Genomic DNA, 19958 nt, shown 5'->3' with positions numbered 1-19958 from the left:
GAAAAAAGGGGCTACATTATGCCGCCGAGTCATCGGCGGAGCAATGCGCGCCCGTCGCGCCGTGGTTTTGCGTTCCTGCAGCATAGTCCGCGACTGACAGAAGCCCCCTTCCCCCGCTACAATTGTCGACTTTGTCGCAACGCTGGAGCTCAACCTTCCGTGCCCGTTCTGCGTCTTCCGCTTCTCCCTGCCGCGGCAGGTAAACAGCACTGGGGCAACCTGCCCGGTGCCGCCCTGAGCCTGGCCATCGCCGAGGCTGCCAGCGCTGCAAAGCGCTTTACCCTGCTGCTGACCGCCGACAGCCAAAGCGCCGAACGGCTGGAACAGGAGCTGGCTTTCTTCGCCCCGGATTTGCCAGTGCTGCATTTCCCGGACTGGGAAACCCTGCCCTACGATCTTTTTTCGCCGCACCAGGACATCATTTCCCAGCGCATCGCCAGCCTTTACCGGCTGCCGGAGCTCAGTCATGGCGTTTTGGTAGTGCCGATCACCACAGCCCTACATCGCCTGGCGCCGACCCAATTCCTGCTGGGCAGCAGCCTGGTGCTGGACATCGGCCAGAAGCTCGACGTCGAGCAAATGCGCACCCGGCTTGAGGCCAGCGGCTATCGCTACGTCGATACCGTGTACGAGCACGGCGAGTTCACGGTCCGCGGCGCGTTGATCGACCTGTTCCCGATGGGCAGCAAACTGCCCTATCGCATCGACCTGTTCGATGACGAAATCGAGACCTTGCGCACCTTTGATCCGGAAAACCAGCGTTCCATCGACAAAGTACAGTCGATCCGCCTGCTGCCGGCCAAGGAATTCCCCCTGCAAAAAGACGCGGTAACGCGTTTCAAGGCGCGGTTTCGCGAGCGCTTCGACGTGGACTTCCGGCGCTGCCCGATTTTCCAGGACCTGAGCAGCGGCATTACCCCGGCCGGTATCGAGTATTACCTGCCGCTGTTCTTTGAAGAAACCTCCACCCTGTTCGATTACCTGCCCCAGGATACCCAGGTATTTTCCCTGCCCGGCATCGAGCAAGCGGCGGAAAACTTCTGGAATGACGTGCGCAACCGCTACGAAGAGCGGCGTGTCGACCCGTCCCGTCCTCTATTGCCACCCGCCGAGTTGTTCCTGCCGGTTGAAGACTGCTTCGCCCGCCTCAAGAACTGGCCGCGCGTGGTGGCGAGCCAACAGGACGTGGAGACCGGCGTCGGTCGCGAACGCTTCCCCGCCAGACCGCTGCCGGACCTGGCGATCGAAGCCAAGGCCACGCAACCGTTGGCGGCCCTGGCCGGTTTCCTCGACCAATTCCCTGGCCGCGTGCTGTTCACCGCCGAGTCCGCCGGCCGTCGCGAAGTATTGCTGGAGCTGCTCGAACGCCTGAAGCTGCGACCGAAGACTGTCGACAGCTGGCCGGATTTCGTCGCTGGCAAGGAGCGCCTGGCAATCACCATCGCGCCGCTCAATGACGGGCTGGTCCTGGATGACCCCGCCCTGGCACTGGTCGCCGAGAGCCCGTTGTTCGGCCAGCGGGTGATGCAGCGTCGCCGTCGCGAGAAGCGCGCCGACGCTGCCAACGACGCGGTCATCAAGAACCTCACCGAACTGCGCGAGGGCGCGCCGGTGGTGCACATCGACCATGGCGTGGGCCGCTACCTGGGCCTGGCGACCCTGGAGATCGAAAACCAGGCCGCCGAATTCCTCACTCTGGAATACGCCGAGGGCGCCAAACTCTATGTGCCGGTGGCGAACCTGCACCTGATCGCCCGCTACACCGGCAGCGACGATGCGCTGGCGCCGCTGCATCGCCTGGGCTCGGAAACCTGGCAGAAAGCCAAGCGCAAGGCCGCCGAACAGGTGCGTGACGTGGCCGCCGAATTGCTTGACATCTACGCCCGTCGCGCCGCGCGCGAAGGCTACGCGTTCGCCGACCCGAAAGCCGATTACGAAACCTTCAGCGCCGGCTTCCCGTTCGAGGAAACCGTCGACCAGCAGACCACCATCGAAGCCGTGCGCGCCGACATGCTCGCGCCCAAACCGATGGACCGATTGGTCTGCGGCGACGTCGGCTTCGGCAAGACCGAAGTGGCGATGCGCGCCGCGTTCATCGCCGTGCACGGCGGCAAGCAGGTGGCGATACTGGTGCCGACCACCCTGCTCGCCCAGCAGCACTACAACAGTTTCCGCGACCGCTTCGCCGACTGGCCGGTGACCGTGGAAGTGATGAGCCGCTTCAAGTCGACCAAGGAAGTGAATGCCGCCGTGGCCGACCTGGCCGAAGGCAAGATCGACATCGTCATCGGCACGCACAAACTGCTTCAGGACGACGTGAAATTCAAAAGCCTCGGGCTGGTGATCATCGACGAAGAGCACCGTTTCGGCGTGCGCCAGAAAGAACAGCTCAAGGCCCTGCGCAGCGAAGTCGACATCCTGACCCTCACCGCCACGCCGATCCCGCGCACGCTGAACATGGCGGTGTCGGGCATGCGCGACCTGTCGATCATCGCCACGCCGCCGGCCCGTCGCCTGTCGGTGCGTACGTTCGTGATGGAGCAGAACAAAAGCACGGTCAAGGAAGCGCTACTGCGGGAGCTGCTGCGTGGCGGCCAGGTCTATTACCTGCACAACGACGTGAAGACCATCGAGAAATGCGCCGCCGACCTGGCCGAGCTGGTGCCGGAGGCCCGCATCGGCATCGGCCACGGACAGATGCGCGAGCGCGAACTCGAACAGGTGATGAGCGACTTTTATCACAAGCGTTTCAACGTGCTGATCGCCTCGACCATCATCGAGACCGGCATCGACGTGCCAAGCGCCAACACCATCATCATCGAGCGCGCCGACAAGTTCGGCCTGGCCCAGTTGCACCAGTTGCGCGGCCGGGTCGGCCGCAGCCACCACCAGGCCTATGCCTACCTGCTGACGCCGCCGCGCCAGCAGATCACCCCAGACGCGGAAAAGCGCCTGGAGGCCATCGCCAACACCCAGGACCTCGGCGCCGGCTTCGTGCTGGCCACCAATGACCTGGAAATCCGTGGTGCCGGCGAATTGCTCGGCGACGGCCAGAGCGGCCAGATCCAGGCCGTCGGCTTCACGCTGTACATGGAAATGCTCGAGCGCGCGGTCAAGTCGATCCGCAAGGGCGAGCAACCGAACCTCGACCAGCCCCTGGGCGGCGGGCCGGAGATCAACCTGCGGGTGCCGGCGCTGATCCCGGAAGACTACCTGCCAGACGTCCATGCCCGGCTGATTCTCTACAAACGCATCGCCTCGGCCACCGACGAGGAAGGCCTGAAAGACTTGCAGGTGGAGATGATCGACCGCTTCGGGCTGCTGCCGGAGCCGACCAAGAACCTGGTGCGCACCACGCTGCTCAAGCTCAAGGCCGAGCAACTGGGCATCAAGAAAGTCGACGGTGGGCCCAACGGCGGCCGCATCGAATTCGAAGCCCAGACGCCGGTCGATCCGCTGGTACTGATCAAGCTGATCCAGGGCCAGCCCAAACGCTACAAGTTCGAAGGCGCCACGATGTTCAAGTTCATGGTGCCCATGGAACGCCCGGAAGAGCGTTTTAATACCGTGGAGGCGCTGTTCGAGCGCCTCACTCCGACCACTGCTTGAAGGACGCCCAATGCGCCTGTTTCGCTCCTTGACGTTGTTGATGACCCTGGTCGCCCCCCTGGCCTTCGCCGACGACCTGTATCAGGTGGAAATGATCCTGGTTCGCCAGAATGCCGAACCGGCCATTATCAGTCGCGCCGCGCCGGAAGACTGGGACGCCGGCGCACAACGCCTGGGCGCGGACAGCCAGCGCACGCCAGCATTGGGCAACATCGTCGAAAAACTCAACGCCAGCGGCCAATACAGCGTGCTGATGCACAAGGCCTGGCAACAGAACCTGGGCGAACAGGGCAGCAAGGTCGCGGTCAGCGAAGGCACCGAACAGTTCGGCCAGTTTCCCATCGAGGGCACCCTGGAACTGAAACTGGGCCGCTTTACCGATGTCGACGCCGACTTCTGGGTCAACCAGATCGACGCCAATGGCCTGGTCACCGCCAGCGAACGCCTCAAGCAACAGAGCCACACCAAGAACGGCCAGCTGAATTTCCTCGATAACGGTCACCTCGGCCTGCTGATCAAGATCACCTCGCTGACCGCGCCCGCGCCACGGCAGGCGCCCGAAGCGATTCCGGACTGACCGGCGCGCCTATGCCCTCGCCCCTGAGCAAACCCCTGGCACCCTCCTGGGTCAATCGATTCAAGGAACAAAGCCTGGAGCGCGGACGCCGATACGCGCTGGAAAATCGCGTCAGGATCGTCGAGACCGGAGACAGCACCATCATCGCCAGTTGCGAAGGCTCTGGCGGCAGCGTCTATCGTCAGACCATTCGCCTCAAGGAGTCAGCCAAGGGCACGCTGATCCTGCTCGAAGCGGCTTGCTCCTGCCCGGTGCGCATCAACTGCAAACATTGCGCGGCGGTCTTGTTGCAGGTCCAGGAAACCCTGGCCTACCCAGCCGCCGAGAAAGACGCGCATCTGCTGGAAAAACTCCAGACCGTGCTCGACAACCGCAGCCCCAAGGCCCCGCCGCAGGTGCTCGTGGACAACGTGCAACCGGTGCCGCGCCTGTGGCTGGCGAGTATCGAGTTCAGCGCCTTCGAGCCACGCAACGGCAAGATGCAGCGCTACATCCAGCACCGCGCAGCCCTGTCTTTCAGCTATCTGGACGAATACGTCAGCGGCCAGCGCAACACCGACGTACTGATTCGCCAGGAAACCCAGACGCTGCGAATCAAACGCCAGACCGATGTGGAACAGTCCTACCGCGAACAACTGCGAATCCTCGGTTTCAAGGTCGCCACCCGGCAAAGCAAGGCGCTGCCGGAAAGCGCCGGCGAGCTTTATGAGATGGTCAACGACAGTGCCTGGTTGACCTTTACCCTTAATGACCTGCCAAAACTGCGCAACCAAGGCTGGGAGCTGCAGATCGACGAAGACTTCGGCTTCGACCTGACGGCTGTGGACGAGTGGTACGCCAGCGTCGAGGAAACTCCGGAGCGAGACTGGTTTGATCTGGAACTGGGGATCATCGTCAACGGCGAGCGCTTGAGCCTGCTGCCGATCCTGCTGAACCTGATGCGCTCGCACATCGAGCTGTTCAACCCGGAACGCCTGGCCCGGCGCCGCGACGACGAACTCATCCTGGTCAACCTGCCGCACCGTCCCAATTCGGAATTCGGCCCGCAGCAAGTCGCCCTGCCCTATGGACGCCTGAAGCCGGTGCTGGCGACCCTCGGCGAGTTTTACCTGCAAGAACCCGGCACCAGCAAACTGCGCCTGAACAGCGCGGACGCCCTGCGCCTGAACCCGCTGCAAGACATGCCGCTGCGCTGGGAAGGGGGCGAACACATCCGTGGCCTGGCCCAGCGGCTGCGCGACATCAAGGACTACACCGCGGCGGCACCGGAAGGCTTGAACGCAACGCTGCGGCCCTATCAGCTCGAAGGCCTGAGCTGGATGCAATCGCTACGACAACTGGAGGTTGGCGGCATTCTCGCGGATGACATGGGCCTGGGCAAAACCCTACAGACCCTGGCGCACATTCTCAGCGAAAAAAACGCCGGCCGCCTCGACAGGCCGTGCATGGTGGTGATGCCGACGAGCCTGATTCCCAACTGGCTCGATGAAGCCAGCCACTTCACCCCGCAGCTCAAGGTATTGGCCTTGTACGGTGCCGGACGCAAGAAACATTTCGAGCGGTTGGCCGATTACGACCTGATCCTGACCACCTATGCATTGCTGCCCAAGGATGTCGAGCGTCTCAAAGCGCAACCGCTGCACGTATTGATCCTGGATGAAGCCCAGTACATCAAGAACCCCACCAGCAAGGCCGCCCAGGCCGCCCGTGAGCTCGATGCCCGGCAGCGGTTGTGCCTGTCCGGGACACCGCTGGAAAACCACCTGGGTGAATTGTGGTCGCTGTTTCATTTCCTGTTGCCGGGCTGGCTCGGCGACATCAAGGATTTCAACCGCGACTACCGCGTGCCGATCGAAAAACGCGGGAGCGCCGTACGATTGCAGCACCTTAACGGTCGGATAAAACCGTTTCTGCTGCGCAGGACCAAGGAACAGGTCGCAACCGAATTGCCGCCCAAGACCGAGATCATCCATTGGGTCGAACTCAGCGACGCCCAACGGGATGTCTATGAAACCATGCGCCTGGCGATGGACAAGAAGGTGCGTGACGAAATCACCCGCAAAGGCGTGGCGCGCAGCCAGATCATCATCCTCGAGGCGCTGCTCAAGCTGCGCCAGGTGTGCTGCGACCTGCGCCTGATCAGCGACGCCGCCCTGCCAGCCCGAGGCAGTGCTTCGGGCAAGCTCGACAGCCTGATGGAGATGCTCGAGGAGTTGTTTGAAGAAGGTCGGCGGGTGCTGCTGTTTTCCCAGTTCACGTCCATGCTGGCGCTGATCGAAGACGAACTGAAAAAGCGCGGTGTGGAATACGCCATCCTGACCGGCCAGACCCGGGACCGACGCACGCCTGTGAAGGAATTCCAGAGCGGCAAGCGTCAGATCTTCCTGATCAGCCTGAAGGCCGGCGGCGTGGGTCTGAACCTGACGGAAGCGGACACGGTGATTCACTACGACCCGTGGTGGAACCCGGCCACCGAAAACCAGGCGACCGACCGCGCTTATCGCATCGGCCAGGAAAAGCCGGTGTTCGTCTACAAGCTGATAGCCCGGGGAACAGTGGAAGAAAAGATCCAACTGCTGCAGAAGGAAAAGTCCGATCTCGCGGCCGGCGTGCTGGATGGGCGCGTAGCCGGGGACTGGAAACTGCAGAACGAAGACATCGAGGCGTTGTTCGCACCGCTGCCGGATAAGCTGGAGAAGCGCTGACACTCCCTCAACTCATCTTGTTGGGTGTCCATGAGCCTGGTGTTCACCGCAGATCCACTGTGGGAGCGAGCTTGCTCGCGATAGGGGTGGTTCAGTTGATGCAGATGTTGACTGTGCAGCCGTCATCGCGAGCAAGCTCGCTCCCACAGGGAATTTGCAGCGCTCACAAAAACCAGAACCCACATCACTTCCAATGTGGGAGCGAGCCTGCTCGCGATGACTGACTATCAGGTGACATAACCAGTGAATGTGTCGGCGGATCAGGCCTTGGGCAACGGAGCAAACAACGCTTCGATGTCACTTTGCTCAAGCTTCCATCCGCCCGTTGTTCCGCCATCCAAAACCCCGCCTGTCAATGCAGCCTTATTCTCCTGAAGGGCCTGTATCCTCTCCTCCACCGTACCTCGGGCAATCAGCTTGTAAACGAAAACAGGCTTGTTTTGACCGATCCGATAAGCCCGGTCGGTCGCCTGATTTTCCACCGCCGGATTCCACCAAGGATCGAAGTGAATAACGGTATCGGCAGCCGTCAGATTGAGTCCCGTACCCCCTGCCTTAAGGCTGATCAGAAAAAGCGACACCTTGCCGCTCTGAAAATCCCTAACCGGCGTACGGCGATCAACTGTACTTCCGGTCAACAACGAAAAAGCAACGCCGCGCTTCTGCAGTTCCTCCTCGATCAACGCCAGCATGGACGTGAACTGGGAAAACAACAGGATCTTGCGCCCTTCGCTGAGCAACTCTTCGAGCATCTCCATCAAACTGACCAACTTGCCGCTGCCAAAGCGCGGTGTTTTGGTGGTCTGTGGGGTATTGAGCAATCGCAGATCGCAACAGGCCTGGCGCAGCTTGAGTAACGCATCAAGGATGATGATTTGGCTACGAGCCACGCCGCTGCAAGCAATTTCGTCGCGGACTTTCTTGTCCATGGCCACGCGCACCGTTTCATAGACATCCCGTTGCCCGTCGCTGAGATCGACCCAATGGGTGATTTCGGTCTTGGGCGGCAGCTCGGTCGCGACCTGTTCCTTTTTTCGGCGCAGCAAGAAGGTTTTATGCGGGCAGTCAAATGCCGCATGCGCTCTTGATTGCCGTGTTTTTCGATGGGCGTGCGGTAGTCACGATTGAAGGTTTTGCTATCCCCCAACCAGCCGGGCAATAAAAAGTGAAACAACGACCAGAGTTCACCCAAGTGATTTTCCAGCGGCGTGCCGGACAGGCAAAGACGCTGCCGGGCGCCGAGGTCGCGAGCAGCCTGGGCGGCCTTGCTGGCAGGATTCTTGATATTTTGTGCCTCATCAAGAATCAGCACACTCCAGGCCTGGGGCTTCAATACTTCCAGATCCCGCGGCAACAAAGTATAAGTGGTCAATATCAAATCGTACTGACCAAGGCTGGCAAAGTCTTTTTGCCGGGCCGCACCATGAAGTGCCAGCACGCTGAGCTGTGGCGTAAAGCGTGCTGCTTCGTCGAGCCAGTTGGGAATCAGGCTGGTGGGCATGACCGCTAGCGCCGGGACATCGAGACGCCCTGCTTGTTTCTCGCACAGCAAATGAGTCAGGGTCTGTAGAGTTTTGCCCAAGCCCATGTCATCACCCAGAATGCCGCCCACTTCCAGCTCGCGCAGGGTTTGCATCCAGTTAAGCCCTTCGAGTTGGTAGGGTCGCAGCACAGCCTTGAGCCCATCTGGCGCTGGCACATGCACATGAGTCGCCTCATGCAATTGTTTGGCAAATGTGCGTAGTCTTTCCCCGCCTTGCCACACCAACGGAACGCCTTCGAGGGCATTGAGCCTGGCCGCATCAAAGGCGTTCAAACGTATCGAGTCACCCCGATGTTCTCTCATGTACAACTCACCGAGGGTAGCCATCAACGGCTTGACGCGCCCATACGGCAACGCGACCCTCACGGAGGGGCCTGCCATGAACGTTCCACTGTTGAGATCAAGCAATAACAACTGTTCATCACTGCGCTGATCGAGATTGGCCGGTTCCATCATCTCGGGATTTGAGCGAAGCAGATAAAGCAAAATCGGCAGAAGACTGTGCCGCTTGCCATTCACGACAATACCCAACTGCAAATCAAACCACTCCCGCCCCGGAGACTCCTCGATGTCAGCGTACAACTGCTCTACGGGTTGCAGGTCGAAGTGAAAGCCATCTTCAATATCGACTTGCCAATGGGCGGCTCGCAATTGGGACAAGCCTCTATCCATGAACGCCAACCAGGCAGCGTCATCCGGCATCTGGAACAGTTCACCCGCGCTGCCCGCGAGTGCGAGGCTTTTGCGGCTGGCCTTTTTGAATCCTGCCTTGCGTAGAGTGGTGCGAAAGGCCTGTTCGAGATCCGGCTTGCGCCGGATGCGCAGAGTCTCGGTCCCGGACAGAATCGAGATCTCGGTGGGGGCTTTATCGTCGGCAGCATGACCATCGTAAACAAAGGTCAACGCCGCACGATGTTCTGGCACCGATTTCCAGTGCCGAAGATTGAGTGCACTTCCCAACGTCAGCACCGCCCGTGGCTCGATATCGTCGATGATGCGTTCAGTGAGTTTTTTCGGGGGAGGGATTGCCAGGCCAGCAGCGTTGATCCGATGGCTGAAAAGCGCAGCCTGGTGAGCGGGCACCTCTGGCGCAAGGCTTAAATGGCAGGCCAGCTTGTCGTCCATTTCATAGGTGAGCCGGCCAAGCTCCTGGCGTGCCACATCCAGATAATGAAGCGGCTCAAGCACCAGAATCCTACCCGCCAGTTGATCGACACTTTGCCACTCAGGCCGGTAGTTACCGCTGGGTTGCTCAGCCCAGGAAAACTGTACCGACTTCTGAGGCCCCGCCCGTAGCGGCTGCGGCGGTTCCAGCTCGAGAAACAGGCGGGAAGACTGCGAGGCAAGCGCAAGCACATCAGCGCCATTGCGTCCGTGCAGCGGATAGCTGTTCATTTGCCCATGAAAACGTTGAGTGCTGATCAACAAGCGACCGATCTGCTGGTCAATGTCGAACAGGTAGTTCGGCAAACTAATCAGCATGTCCGCAAGTTGGTAAAACGCTTTCATATCTCGCAGGGAACCATCATTGAGCTGACGCCCCTTGAAGAGTTCCAGTACCCATTGGCCGGTGTGCGTATTCTTGAGCTTGTAGAGAAGCCGGACATCCGTGTTCTTTTCGATCGCTGCCGAATCAGGTCCCTGCTCAGGTATATGCTCGATCCAGGCCTCAAGAGCGCGGCTCAGACGCTCGCCGCCGGAGCCTGTCTGCAACACTTGCTCATTCCACATCAAGTGGAACATGACCGCCACACAATGTTTGCAGTCGCCGCCCCCTGGGCATGAGCATTCGTAACGAACATCGTCATAACCCCGGTGGCGAACGAGCTCGATCACCTGCTGGTAGACACTGGTACCGGCTCCTTCGCACTCAGCGTGAACCGCTCGTTTGTCTACCTGCAGTATCCGGACTCGTTCTTCCTCGGCATAGTCGAACCCGCGAGCGAGTGTACGATGACCGAACGAATCCGCCCATTCAGTCTCAAGGAGTTCTGCAATCGATTCAATCATGTCCAAGGACTTCATGAAAGATAATGAAACCGGGAATCGGAGCCTTCCGAAAACCGTGTATTAATGCTTTTGCCGGCCGGAGGACGCCCCTGCGCCAGTTTTTCTCCGGCTCCACTATCCAGCCATCAATACCCGCGCCAGGGTCGACTTCACCTTCCCCATCCCGTCATGCAGCGCCTGCTCGATCTCGGCCATGGTGATCACCGCCGTGGATTTGCCTGCCGCGGGATTAACCACCAGGGCCAGGCACGCGTAGTCCAGCTCCAGCTCGCGAGCCAATGCTGCTTCCGGCATACCTGTCATGCCGACGATGTCGCAGCCATCGCGTTCCAGGCGGGCGATTTCAGCCACCGTTTCCAGGCGCGGCCCCTGCGTGCAGGCATAGACGCCGTGGCTGCTGTAGCCGCAGCCTTCGGCGGCCAGGGCGGCAATCAACTTCTGGCGCAGCGTCTCCGTGTAGGGATAGCTGAAATCGATATGGGTAACCGCTTCCAGGTCATCGGCAAAATACGTGTGCTGGCGGCCACTGGTGTAATCGATCAACTGATGGGGCACGCAGAAATGTCCGGTGCCCATCGCCGCGTGGATCCCGCCCACGGCGTTGACCGCCAGGATGGCCTCGGCACCCGCCTGCTTCAGTGCCCAGAGATTGGCGCGATAGTTGACCTGGTGCGGCGTAAAACGATGAGGATGGCCATGACGGGCCAGGAACAGCACCTCACGCCCGGCATATTCGCCAATCTGCACGTCGGCCGATGGCGCGCCATAGGGCGTTTCCACCGCCAGGGACTGGCGAATGGTCAGGCCTTCCAGCTGGGTCAGGCCTGTGCCGCCGATAATTGCGTAAACGGTCATACAAACGTCCTTAATCGATCAGTTGGGCAGCTTTTAACGCGCCGATCGCTGTCAGCCAGCGCGGATCCTGACGGTACTCGGTACTGGCGAAGGCTTGGCCACGCATGCGGGCGATCCGCGCTGATGGCTTGATCTTCAAGCGTTGGGCGGCGCTCAATGCCAACTCTGCGGCCGCGCGATCGTTGCACACCAGGCCCATGTCGCAACCCGCCGTCAATGCGGCCTCGATACGACTGGCGGCATCACCCACCACATGGGCCCCGGCCATCGACAGGTCATCACTGAAAATCACCCCGTCGAACTGCAACTCGCCCCGCAGGATGTCCTGCAGCCAGCGTCGGGAAAACCCGGCCGGGCTGGCATCGACCTGCGGATAGATCACATGGGCCGGCATCACGGCGGCAAGCTGCTTGCTCAGCCTGGCAAACGGCAGCAGATCGTTGGCGCGGATCTGTTCCAGGCTGCGCTCATCATTGGGAATGGCCACATGGGAATCCGCCTCGGCCCAGCCGTGGCCCGGGAAATGCTTGCCTGTGGCGGCCATTCCCGCGGCGTTCATGCCCCGGATAAAGGCACCGGCCAGCAACGCGGCGCGTTCGGGATCGCCCTCGAATGAACGAGTGCCGACGACGGCGCTGCGCTGATAATCAAGATCCAGCACCGGGGCGAAACTCAGATCGAGGCCGACCGCCAGCACTTCGGTGGCCATGATCCAGCCGCATTGTTCGGCCAGGTATTCGGCATTCGGATTATCGGCAACGGCCCGCATCGCCGGCAGACGCACGAACCCTTGGCGCAGGCGCTGGACACGCCCGCCCTCCTGGTCAACCGCCAGCAACAGGTCGGGACGAATGGCGCGGATCGCCGCACTCAGCTCGCGCACCTGGCGCGGATGCTCGATGTTGCGAGCGAAGATGATCAAGCCGCCCACTTCGGGCTGACGCAACAGATGGCGATCCTCGGCCGTCAGCCAGGTACCGGCGACGTCCACCATCAACGAGCCTTGCAGGCCAGCAGTCATAGCAATTCCTTAATAACGATGGATGCGCACGGCGACGCATGCACGATGACGCCGCCAGGCTCCAGGCCTGGCAGGTCGCGCATCGGCGATGAAATTTGATACGAACTCAAAGGGAGAATCGGCATGGGCGGCTAGCTTAGCGGATGTAAGCAGCCGCGCCCACCCGTGGCCTTACGCCTTGGCGAGCGCCGGGGCGGTTTTGCTGCGAGGACGCAGTTGCGCTGCGGCCATTGCCTCATCGGTGACGCCGCTTTCGGCACGCATGCCGGCGGCCAGGAATGGCACCATCAGACGCATGACCTGTTCGATGGACGTATTCACGCCGAAATCGGTTTCGGCGATGGCCCGCAGCGCCTTGATCCCAGACATGCTGAACGCAGCGGCGCCAAGCATGAAGTGCACGCGCCAGAACAACTCGATCGGTGGTATGCGTGGCGCGGCTTCATTGACCAGGAGCATGTAGCGACGGAACACCTTGCCGTACATGTCTTCCAGGTAGCGCCGCAGGTGACCCTGGCTTTGACTGAAGGCCAGGCCCAAAAGGCGCATGAAGATGGAAAGATCATTGCCGCTGCGTGGCTGGACCACGAGGGCCTGCTCGACCAGGATCTCAAGCAGCTCTTCCAGGGTGGGCTTGACGTCAGGCTTGGCCTGACGACGTTCCAGTTCACGGTCGAGGCTGATACAGAACGGCCCGAGGAAACGTGAGAACACCGCCTGGATCAGCGCCTTCTTGGAACCGAAGTGATAGTTCACCGCAGCCAGGTTCACCCCGGCCTTGCTGGTGATCAGACGCAAAGAGGTTTCGGCAAAACCTTTTTCCGCGAACAACTGCTCGGCAGCATCGAGAATGCGTTCAACGGTTTCCGACTGGGCCATGGCTACTCCGCCTGACAAACACTTGTTTGAAACATACGTTTCAGCCCTGGGCTTGTCAAGCCTGCCGGGACGTTTTGCGAACGCTCGGTCAGCTATTTAACCACACCTTCATCCGGGCTGTAGCCCTGCCCTTCATAGCGGCCGAAACGACCGTCGAGCGGCGCACGAAAAAAGGGGCATTGCCAAGCGGCTCGCACTGTATATAATCCCAGTCACTGTATAAAAAGACAGAGCGATCGATATGCTAAAGCTGACGCCACGCCAAGCAGAGATTCTGGCCTTCATCAAACGTTGCCTCGAAGACAATGGCTACCCGCCGACCCGTGCGGAAATCGCTCAGGAACTGGGCTTCAAGTCGCCCAACGCGGCGGAAGAACACCTCAAGGCATTGGCCCGCAAGGGCGCGATTGAGATGACGCCGGGTGCCTCGCGAGGCATTCGCATCCCGGGCTTCGAAGCCAAGGCTGACGAAACCACCCTGCCGATCATCGGTCGTGTAGCCGCTGGTGCTCCGATCCTTGCCCAGCAGCACGTTGAGGAATCCTGCAACATCAACCCTTCGTTCTTCCACCCGCGGGCTGATTACCTTCTTCGCGTGCACGGTATGAGCATGAAGGATATCGGCATCTTCGACGGCGATCTGCTGGCGGTCCACACCACCCGTGAGGCTCGCAACGGTCAGGTCGTGGTGGCGCGCATCGGCGACGAAGTCACCGTCAAGCGGTTCAAGCGCGATGGCAGCAAGGTCTGGTTGATGGCCGAAAATCCTGAGTTCGCCCCCATCGAAGTGGACCTGAAAGATCAGGACCTGGTCATCGAAGGCTTGAGTGTCGGCGTCATTCGCCGCTAAAGGAGGCTTTATGCAATTCCCACACACACCACAGCACGCGCAGCTTCCGCTGTTCGAGGCATTCATGGCCCAACCGCTGGTTCCAGTGCTTAAAGAGGTCATCGAATCGCCTTGGGGCGTCGAACCCGAGGCCTTCAGCGAATTGTCGTTGCGTGGTGCGGCCGGGAATTGCCTGAACCTGCTTGCGCCGATTCTGCGAGAGCTGAGCCAGGACCAGGACGCTCGCTGGCTGACGCTGATCGCGCCACCCGCCAGCGTTACCCAGGCCTGGTTGCGGGATGCCGGCCTTAATCGTGAGCGGATCCTGCTATTGCAACCGCGCGGCGCACAGAGCGCCCAACAATTGACGTGCGAAGCGTTGCGTCTGGGCCGCAGTCATACGGTGGTCAGCTGGCTCAACCCCTTGACCGCGACAGCTCGCCAACAGTTGATCAGCGCCGCACGCACCGGGGACGCACAAAGCCTGAATATTCGATTGGGCTAAGACAAACGCAGGGCTTCTCCAGGGCAGAGAAGCCGGAACAGCTACCGGACCGTCAAAAGTCGCCGAACAGGATCAATGAAGAACCCGCGGCCCCTCTTCCTTGTTAAATTCGCCTTCAACCAGGCGGCCGGCCATCTGGACACCCACGCTCAGCATCGCCTTGGCGACCTCAACGTGTTGACCTTGCAGGAATACCTTGGCGTCCTCAGAGAAGTTCAGGGTAACCAAAGACCCCTCGTCTTCGGCCCGGCGCAGCTCGATGCGGCCATCAGGAAGCTCGACAATTTCTAGAAAGGACGTAGGCATAAAAGTCTGTTCTCCACGAAAGGCGGGGATTATATAGTCATCGGCCAGGCTTCGCTCGGGATCTTGACCAAGCGTCGTTAGCGAACGTTACGGGACGAACTGAACTCAGCACTCGTTCAACCCTTCGCGAAAGCGAATGGCCAGGTTCTTGAGATTCTGCCGCCAGCTCTCCAACTCTTCCCGATTCAGCTCTTGCTCTGGCTCTTCTTCGTCAAGATTGACCGCCACGATAAGCGGCTGGGTCACGTCGCCCTTGGGCTTGCGCGGGGCCCGTGGTGGCTGGAACAGCGCCTGGTGGGCCGCCAGCAATCTGGCCAGCCAGGTTTCCGGGTTCTGCGCCAGCTCGACCATTTCGGCCAGCTCCGGAATTGCGATGGTTTCCAGCACCTCACGAGTCAATACCACCTCGGCCCGTGACGCATTCGCTTGGGGCAAGCGATAAAAACCGGCAATTTCGTGGCACAGGCCCAACAACGCACCGTACAGATGAAACAACGCTGATTCGCGTCCCGCCTGGATCAGCGCAGGGGAATTCATTGCACGCCCATCCTCCGCCCGCGCTAGCGCTTCAAGCGAAAGGCCGGCGAAATAAATTTTCTGATTGGTGCGGGTATAGAGTTCGTGGGCCATGGCGGCATCTCCCCAACGAAATAAAAGCGTCACTCAGGTGCGACAGTGTCGTGGATCAACCGAGGCCACTGCAAGCCAAAAACAGCAAGGCCGCATGAAAACCCATAGGTTGTCATGCGGCCTTTTTTCTGCCTGAAGTGTAAGACTACGACCACGTCGGCGAGTGAGAGCAAGCTCCTTCGCCATCAAAGGCCCTCATGCCATGCCGATCAGCGCTTGTCTTCGACGGTCCACTTACCGCCGTCGTAAAACGCCTTCCAACCGGTAGGCTTGCCGTCGACCTCGGTCTGCACGTATTGCTCTTTGGTCTTACGGCTGTAGCGAATCACCGCCGGGCGGCCGTCCGGATCTTTCTGCGGTGCATCGCAAAGGAAGTGATACTTAGGATCGATTTCGTCCTTGTGCGGGACAATCTCCATCACCAACGGCGCACGGGTTTCACGGTTTTTCGGGAACTGGCTCGCCGCCAGGAACAGCCCGGATGCACCATCGCGCAAGATGTAGGTGTCATTGACCTTCTCGCACTTGAGCTCGGGCATCTTCACCGGGTCCATTTTTGGCGGTGCCGCATCGCCGCTCTTGAGTAGCTTGCGGGTGTTCTTGCAGGTCGGGTTCGTACAACCGAAGAACTTGCCGAAACGCCCGGTCTTCAGCTGCATCTCGCTGCCGCACTTGTCGCATTCCAGACTCGGGCCCTCATAGCCCTTGATACGGTAGCTGCCCTCTTCGATCTCGTAACCGGCGCAATCCGGATTGTTACCGCAGATGTGCAGCTTGCGCTTTTCATCCAGCAGATAGGCGTCCATTGCCGTGCTGCAGATCGGGCAGCGATGCTTGCCGCGCAGCACCAGGGATTCCGATTCACCTTCGTCGTCCGCAGCGATTTCATCACCGGGCACCAGGTTGACCGTTGCCTTGCAGCGTTCCTTCGGCGGCAGGCTGTAGCCCGAGCATCCGAGGAAAACACCGGTCGAAGCCGTGCGGATCTGCATCGGTCGGCCGCAGGTCAGGCACGGAATATCAGTCATCACCGGCTGGTTGGCGCGCATGCCACTGTCAGGGCTTTCGGCCACTTCGAGCTTCTTCTTGAAGTCGCCGTAGAACTCGTCGAGCACGTTTTTCCAGTCCCGCTCACCCTGGGCCACGTCATCGAGGTTCTCTTCCATGCCGGCGGTGAAGCCGTAGTCCATCAGGTTCGAGAAGCTCTCGGACAGGCGCTCGGTCACGATGTCGCCCATCTTCTCCGAATAGAAACGACGGTTGTGCAGCGCCACGTAGCCGCGATCCTGGATCGTCGAAATGATAGCCGCATAAGTCGAAGGGCGACCGATGCCACGCTTTTCCATTTCCTTGACCAGACTGGCTTCCGAATACCGCGCCGGCGGCTTGGTGAAGTGCTGGGTCGGATCCAGCTTGAGCAGTTTCATCACGTCGCCCTGGGCCATGTCAGGCAGGACGTCGTCATCCCCCGGCTTGGTGATCTGCGGCATGACACGGGTGTAGCCGTCGAATTTCAGGATACGGCCCTTGGCACGCAGCTCGAAGTCGCCAGCACCGACGCTGACGGTGGTCGACAGGTATTGGGCCGGCAGCATCTGGCAAGCCAGGAACTGGCGCCAGATCAGCTCGTAGAGACGCTCGGCATCGCGCTCCATGCCAGACAGCTTGCTCGGCGTGGTGTTGGCGTCGGATGGGCGAATCGCTTCGTGAGCTTCCTGGGCGCCTTCCTTGCTGCTGTAGACGTTTGGCGTTTCCGGCAGGTATTTCTTGCCGAACTCGCTTTCTATATAAGTACGCGCCATCGCCACGGCATCGACCGAGAGGTTGGTCGAGTCGGTACGCATGTAGGTGATGTAGCCCGCTTCGTACAGACGCTGGGCCATCATCATGGTTTTTTTCACGCCGAAGCCCAGGCGGTTACTCGCGGCCTGCTGCAGCGTGGACGTGATGAACGGCGCCGAAGGCTTGCTGCTGGTGGGCTTGTCTTCACGCTTGACGATGCTGTAGCTAGAAGCCTTGAGCTTCTCCAGCGCGGCCATGGCCTGCGCTTCATTGAGCGGCTTGAAGGCCTCGCCTTTCTCGCGGGCCACTTCGAAGCGCACGGTGGCGCCCTTGGCGGTACCCAGATCAGCGTGGACTTCCCAATATTCTTCAGGGATGAACGCGCGGATTTCCCGCTCGCGCTCCACTACCAGCTTCACCGCGACCGATTGCACACGTCCGGCAGACAGGCCGCGAGCGATCTTGGCCCACAGCAATGGCGAGACCATGTAGCCCACCACGCGGTCAAGGAAACGTCGCGCCTGTTGGGCGTTGACCCGATCGATATCCAGCTCGCCCGGCTGGGAGAAGGCTTCCTGGATGGCCTTCTTGGTGATTTCGTTGAACACCACACGCTTGTAGCGGCTGTCATCACCACCGATGGCTTCGCGCAGGTGCCAGGCAATGGCTTCCCCTTCGCGGTCCAAGTCCGTCGCGAGATAGATGGTGTCGGCATCCTTGGCGAGCCGGCGCAGCTCTTCGATGACCTTTTCCTTGCCCGGGAGGATCTCGTACTTGGCTTTCCAGCCGTGTTCCGGATCAACCCCCATGCGCGAGACCAACTGCTTGCGCGCCTTTTCCTTCGGCGACAACGCTGGCGCTTCGCCGGCGGCAGCCTTGCCGCGCTTGGCAGCAGGCTCTTTGCTGGCGCTAGCCGAACCGCTGGTGGGCAGGTCTCGGATATGGCCGATACTCGACTTCACCACGTATTGGTTACCCAGATACTTGTTGATGGTCTTGGCCTTAGCCGGGGATTCCACAATGACCAGCGATTTGCCCATGGATCAGAAAATTCCTGAATTCTAAAAAGTGAAAGGCGGTTGGCGCCTGACGCGGCACCGCTATATATAGTGGCTGCAAGGTGAGGTCAAGGGCAGGCTCGCCCTCATGTTGGCCTCAAGGCCTGGAAAAAATGCTCTCCTCGGCCTGCACCAAAGCAAAGCGTGGCACCTGTTCGCCGTCAACCTCGACGGACTCCTGGAACATGCTCAACGGACGCACCCAGAAGCCGTAATCGCCATACAGGGCTTGATAGAAGACCACTTCTTCCTCGGTCTCGGAATGCCGCGCAATACTGAATACGCGGTACTGCGGGCCTTTGTAATGTTGGTAGAGCCCAGGTTGTATCGGCATGCTTTGGCCCTCGCTGAATCTTTCCAAAATAAAAACAAAATTTTTCTTGTTGAAAACCCAGAAAAACAAAAACCGGGGCACTTGGCCCCGGCTTCCATCGACGTGACGCTTAGATGCGCTCGAAGACGGTGGCGATGCCTTGGCCGAGGCCAATGCACATGGTGGACACTCCAAAAGTGCCGCCGTTCTGCTTCATGACGTTGAGCAGCGTGCCGGAGATACGCGCACCGGAGCAGCCAAACGGATGACCCAGGGCGATGGCGCCGCCGTGCAGGTTAACCTTCTCGTTCATCTTGTCGAGTATTTTCAGATCTTTCAGCACTGGCAGGGCCTGTGCGGCGAAAGCTTCGTTGAGCTCGAAGAAGTCGATGTCGGAGATGCTCAGGCCCGCGCGCTTCAAGGCTTTCTGCGTGGCCGGTACTGGACCATAGCCCATGATTGCGGGATCCACACCGGCGACGGCCATCGAACGAATCACCGCCATCGGCTGGATGCCCAGGTCCTGGGCACGCTGGGCCGACATCACGATCATGCACGAGGCACCATCGGTGATCTGCGACGAGGTACCGGCTGTCACGGTGCCGCCCTTTGGATTGAAGGCCGGCTTCAACGTCGCCAGGCTTTCCAGGGTGGTTTCCGGACGAATGGTCTCGTCGTAGTCGAACAGTTTCAGGAAGCCGTTCTCGTCGTAACCCTGCATCGGGATGATTTCATCCTTGAACTTGCCTTCCACCGTCGCCTTGTGGGCGAGCTGGTGGGAGCGCACGCCAAAGGCGTCCTGCTGTTCGCGGGTGATGCCGTGCATCTTGCCGAGCATTTCCGCGGTCAGGCCCATCATGCCCGAAGCTTTTGCAGCGTACAGCGACATGTGCGGATTCGGATCGACGCCGTGCATCATGCTCACGTGGCCCATGTGCTCGACACCGCCGACGACGAATACATCACCGTTGCCGGTCATGATCGCCTGGGCGGCGGTGTGCAGCGCGCTCATGGACGAACCGCACAGGCGGCTGACGGTCTGGCCGGCCGCGGTGTGAGGGATCTGGGTCATCAGCGAAGCCATGCGGGCGATGTTCCAGCCCTGCTCCAGGGTCTGGTTCACACAGCCCCAGATCACGTCCTCGACCTCGTTGGGGTCGACCTTGGCGTTGCGCTCCAGCAGCTTGCTGATCAGGTGCGCCGACATGTCCTCGGCACGGGTGTTGCGGTGCATGCCGCCCTTGGAGCGGCCCATCGGCGTACGACCGAAGTCGACAATCACGACGTCTCTAGGATTCAAGCTCATAAATGTTCTCTCGCTCTAGTCGTTGGGCGC

Annotated in this window: 13 protein-coding genes and 1 pseudogene; 5 read left to right on the top strand and 9 right to left on the bottom strand. The window is 60.3% G+C overall.

The window, feature by feature from the left end:
• The first annotated feature begins 159 nt into the window (after window positions 1-159).
• Genes mfd through J3P94_RS10030 form a run of 3 tightly spaced genes read left to right on the top strand, consistent with a single transcriptional unit; the run spans window position 160 to window position 6891 of the window.
• The gene (gene mfd, locus J3P94_RS10040) at window positions 160-3609 is read left to right on the top strand and encodes a transcription-repair coupling factor (protein WP_434573037.1); all 3450 of its coding nucleotides are present in this window, start codon (window positions 160-162) and stop codon (window positions 3607-3609) included.
• Between the two features lie 10 nt (window positions 3610-3619).
• On the top strand, window positions 3620-4186 hold the full coding sequence (locus J3P94_RS10035; RefSeq protein ID WP_434573035.1) for a CsiV family protein: 567 nt from the start codon (window positions 3620-3622) through the stop codon (window positions 4184-4186).
• Window positions 4187-4197: 11 nt separating this feature from the next.
• Complete coding sequence (locus J3P94_RS10030) at window positions 4198-6891, top strand: DEAD/DEAH box helicase (protein WP_434573034.1); 2694 nt, start codon at window positions 4198-4200, stop codon at window positions 6889-6891.
• 260 nt (window positions 6892-7151) lie between these two features.
• Here the strand turns inward: J3P94_RS10030 and J3P94_RS10025 are convergent.
• From J3P94_RS10025 to J3P94_RS10010, 4 genes and pseudogenes are all read right to left on the bottom strand, one after another.
• Window positions 7152-10444 (bottom strand): annotated as a pseudogene (locus J3P94_RS10025) (SNF2-related protein).
• A 114-nt stretch (window positions 10445-10558) separates the two neighbouring features.
• Entirely contained in the window at window positions 10559-11299 is a 741-nt protein-coding gene (locus tag J3P94_RS10020; RefSeq protein WP_434573033.1) for an S-methyl-5'-thioinosine phosphorylase, read from the bottom strand.
• A gap of 10 nt (window positions 11300-11309) precedes the next feature.
• Window positions 11310-12320: a beta-N-acetylhexosaminidase gene (gene nagZ, locus J3P94_RS10015; protein WP_434573031.1), complete on the bottom strand. Its 1011-nt coding sequence runs from the start codon at window positions 12318-12320 to the stop codon at window positions 11310-11312.
• Between the two features lie 171 nt (window positions 12321-12491).
• Window positions 12492-13199: a TetR family transcriptional regulator gene (locus J3P94_RS10010; RefSeq protein ID WP_434573029.1), complete on the bottom strand. Its 708-nt coding sequence runs from the start codon at window positions 13197-13199 to the stop codon at window positions 12492-12494.
• Between the two features lie 241 nt (window positions 13200-13440).
• On the opposite strand from J3P94_RS10010, the gene lexA reads away from it, so the two are divergent.
• Both lexA and sulA read left to right on the top strand, forming a co-directional pair.
• A complete protein-coding gene (lexA, locus tag J3P94_RS10005; RefSeq protein WP_434573027.1) occupies window positions 13441-14049 on the top strand; it encodes a transcriptional repressor LexA in 609 nt (202 codons plus the stop codon).
• Window positions 14050-14059: 10 nt separating this feature from the next.
• On the top strand, window positions 14060-14533 hold the full coding sequence (gene sulA, locus J3P94_RS10000) for an SOS-induced cell division inhibitor SulA (RefSeq protein ID WP_434573025.1): 474 nt from the start codon (window positions 14060-14062) through the stop codon (window positions 14531-14533).
• Between the two features lie 72 nt (window positions 14534-14605).
• Here sulA and J3P94_RS09995 read toward each other — a convergent pair whose 3' ends face one another.
• The 5 genes from J3P94_RS09995 to fadA form a co-directional block, all read right to left on the bottom strand.
• A complete protein-coding gene (locus J3P94_RS09995) occupies window positions 14606-14839 on the bottom strand; it encodes a hypothetical protein (RefSeq protein WP_003183419.1) in 234 nt (77 codons plus the stop codon).
• A gap of 105 nt (window positions 14840-14944) precedes the next feature.
• Window positions 14945-15469: a DUF6586 family protein gene (locus tag J3P94_RS09990; RefSeq protein ID WP_434573023.1), complete on the bottom strand. Its 525-nt coding sequence runs from the start codon at window positions 15467-15469 to the stop codon at window positions 14945-14947.
• 209 nt (window positions 15470-15678) lie between these two features.
• The gene (gene topA, locus J3P94_RS09985) at window positions 15679-18291 is read right to left on the bottom strand and encodes a type I DNA topoisomerase (protein WP_434573021.1); all 2613 of its coding nucleotides are present in this window, start codon (window positions 18289-18291) and stop codon (window positions 15679-15681) included.
• Between the two features lie 115 nt (window positions 18292-18406).
• Entirely contained in the window at window positions 18407-18643 is a 237-nt protein-coding gene (locus tag J3P94_RS09980) for a DUF1653 domain-containing protein (protein ID WP_072389007.1), read from the bottom strand.
• Window positions 18644-18752: 109 nt separating this feature from the next.
• Complete coding sequence (gene fadA / locus J3P94_RS09975) at window positions 18753-19928, bottom strand: acetyl-CoA C-acyltransferase FadA (RefSeq protein ID WP_305499994.1); 1176 nt, start codon at window positions 19926-19928, stop codon at window positions 18753-18755.
• Window positions 19929-19958 lie beyond the last annotated feature (30 nt).

The sequence above is a fragment of the Pseudomonas sp. Z3-8 genome (genome assembly GCF_051131975.1).
Taxonomy (GTDB): Bacteria; Pseudomonadota; Gammaproteobacteria; order Pseudomonadales; family Pseudomonadaceae; genus Aquipseudomonas.
The sequence above is the reverse complement of the archived record's forward strand: the minus strand, read 5'-3'. Positions and strand labels throughout refer to the sequence as shown.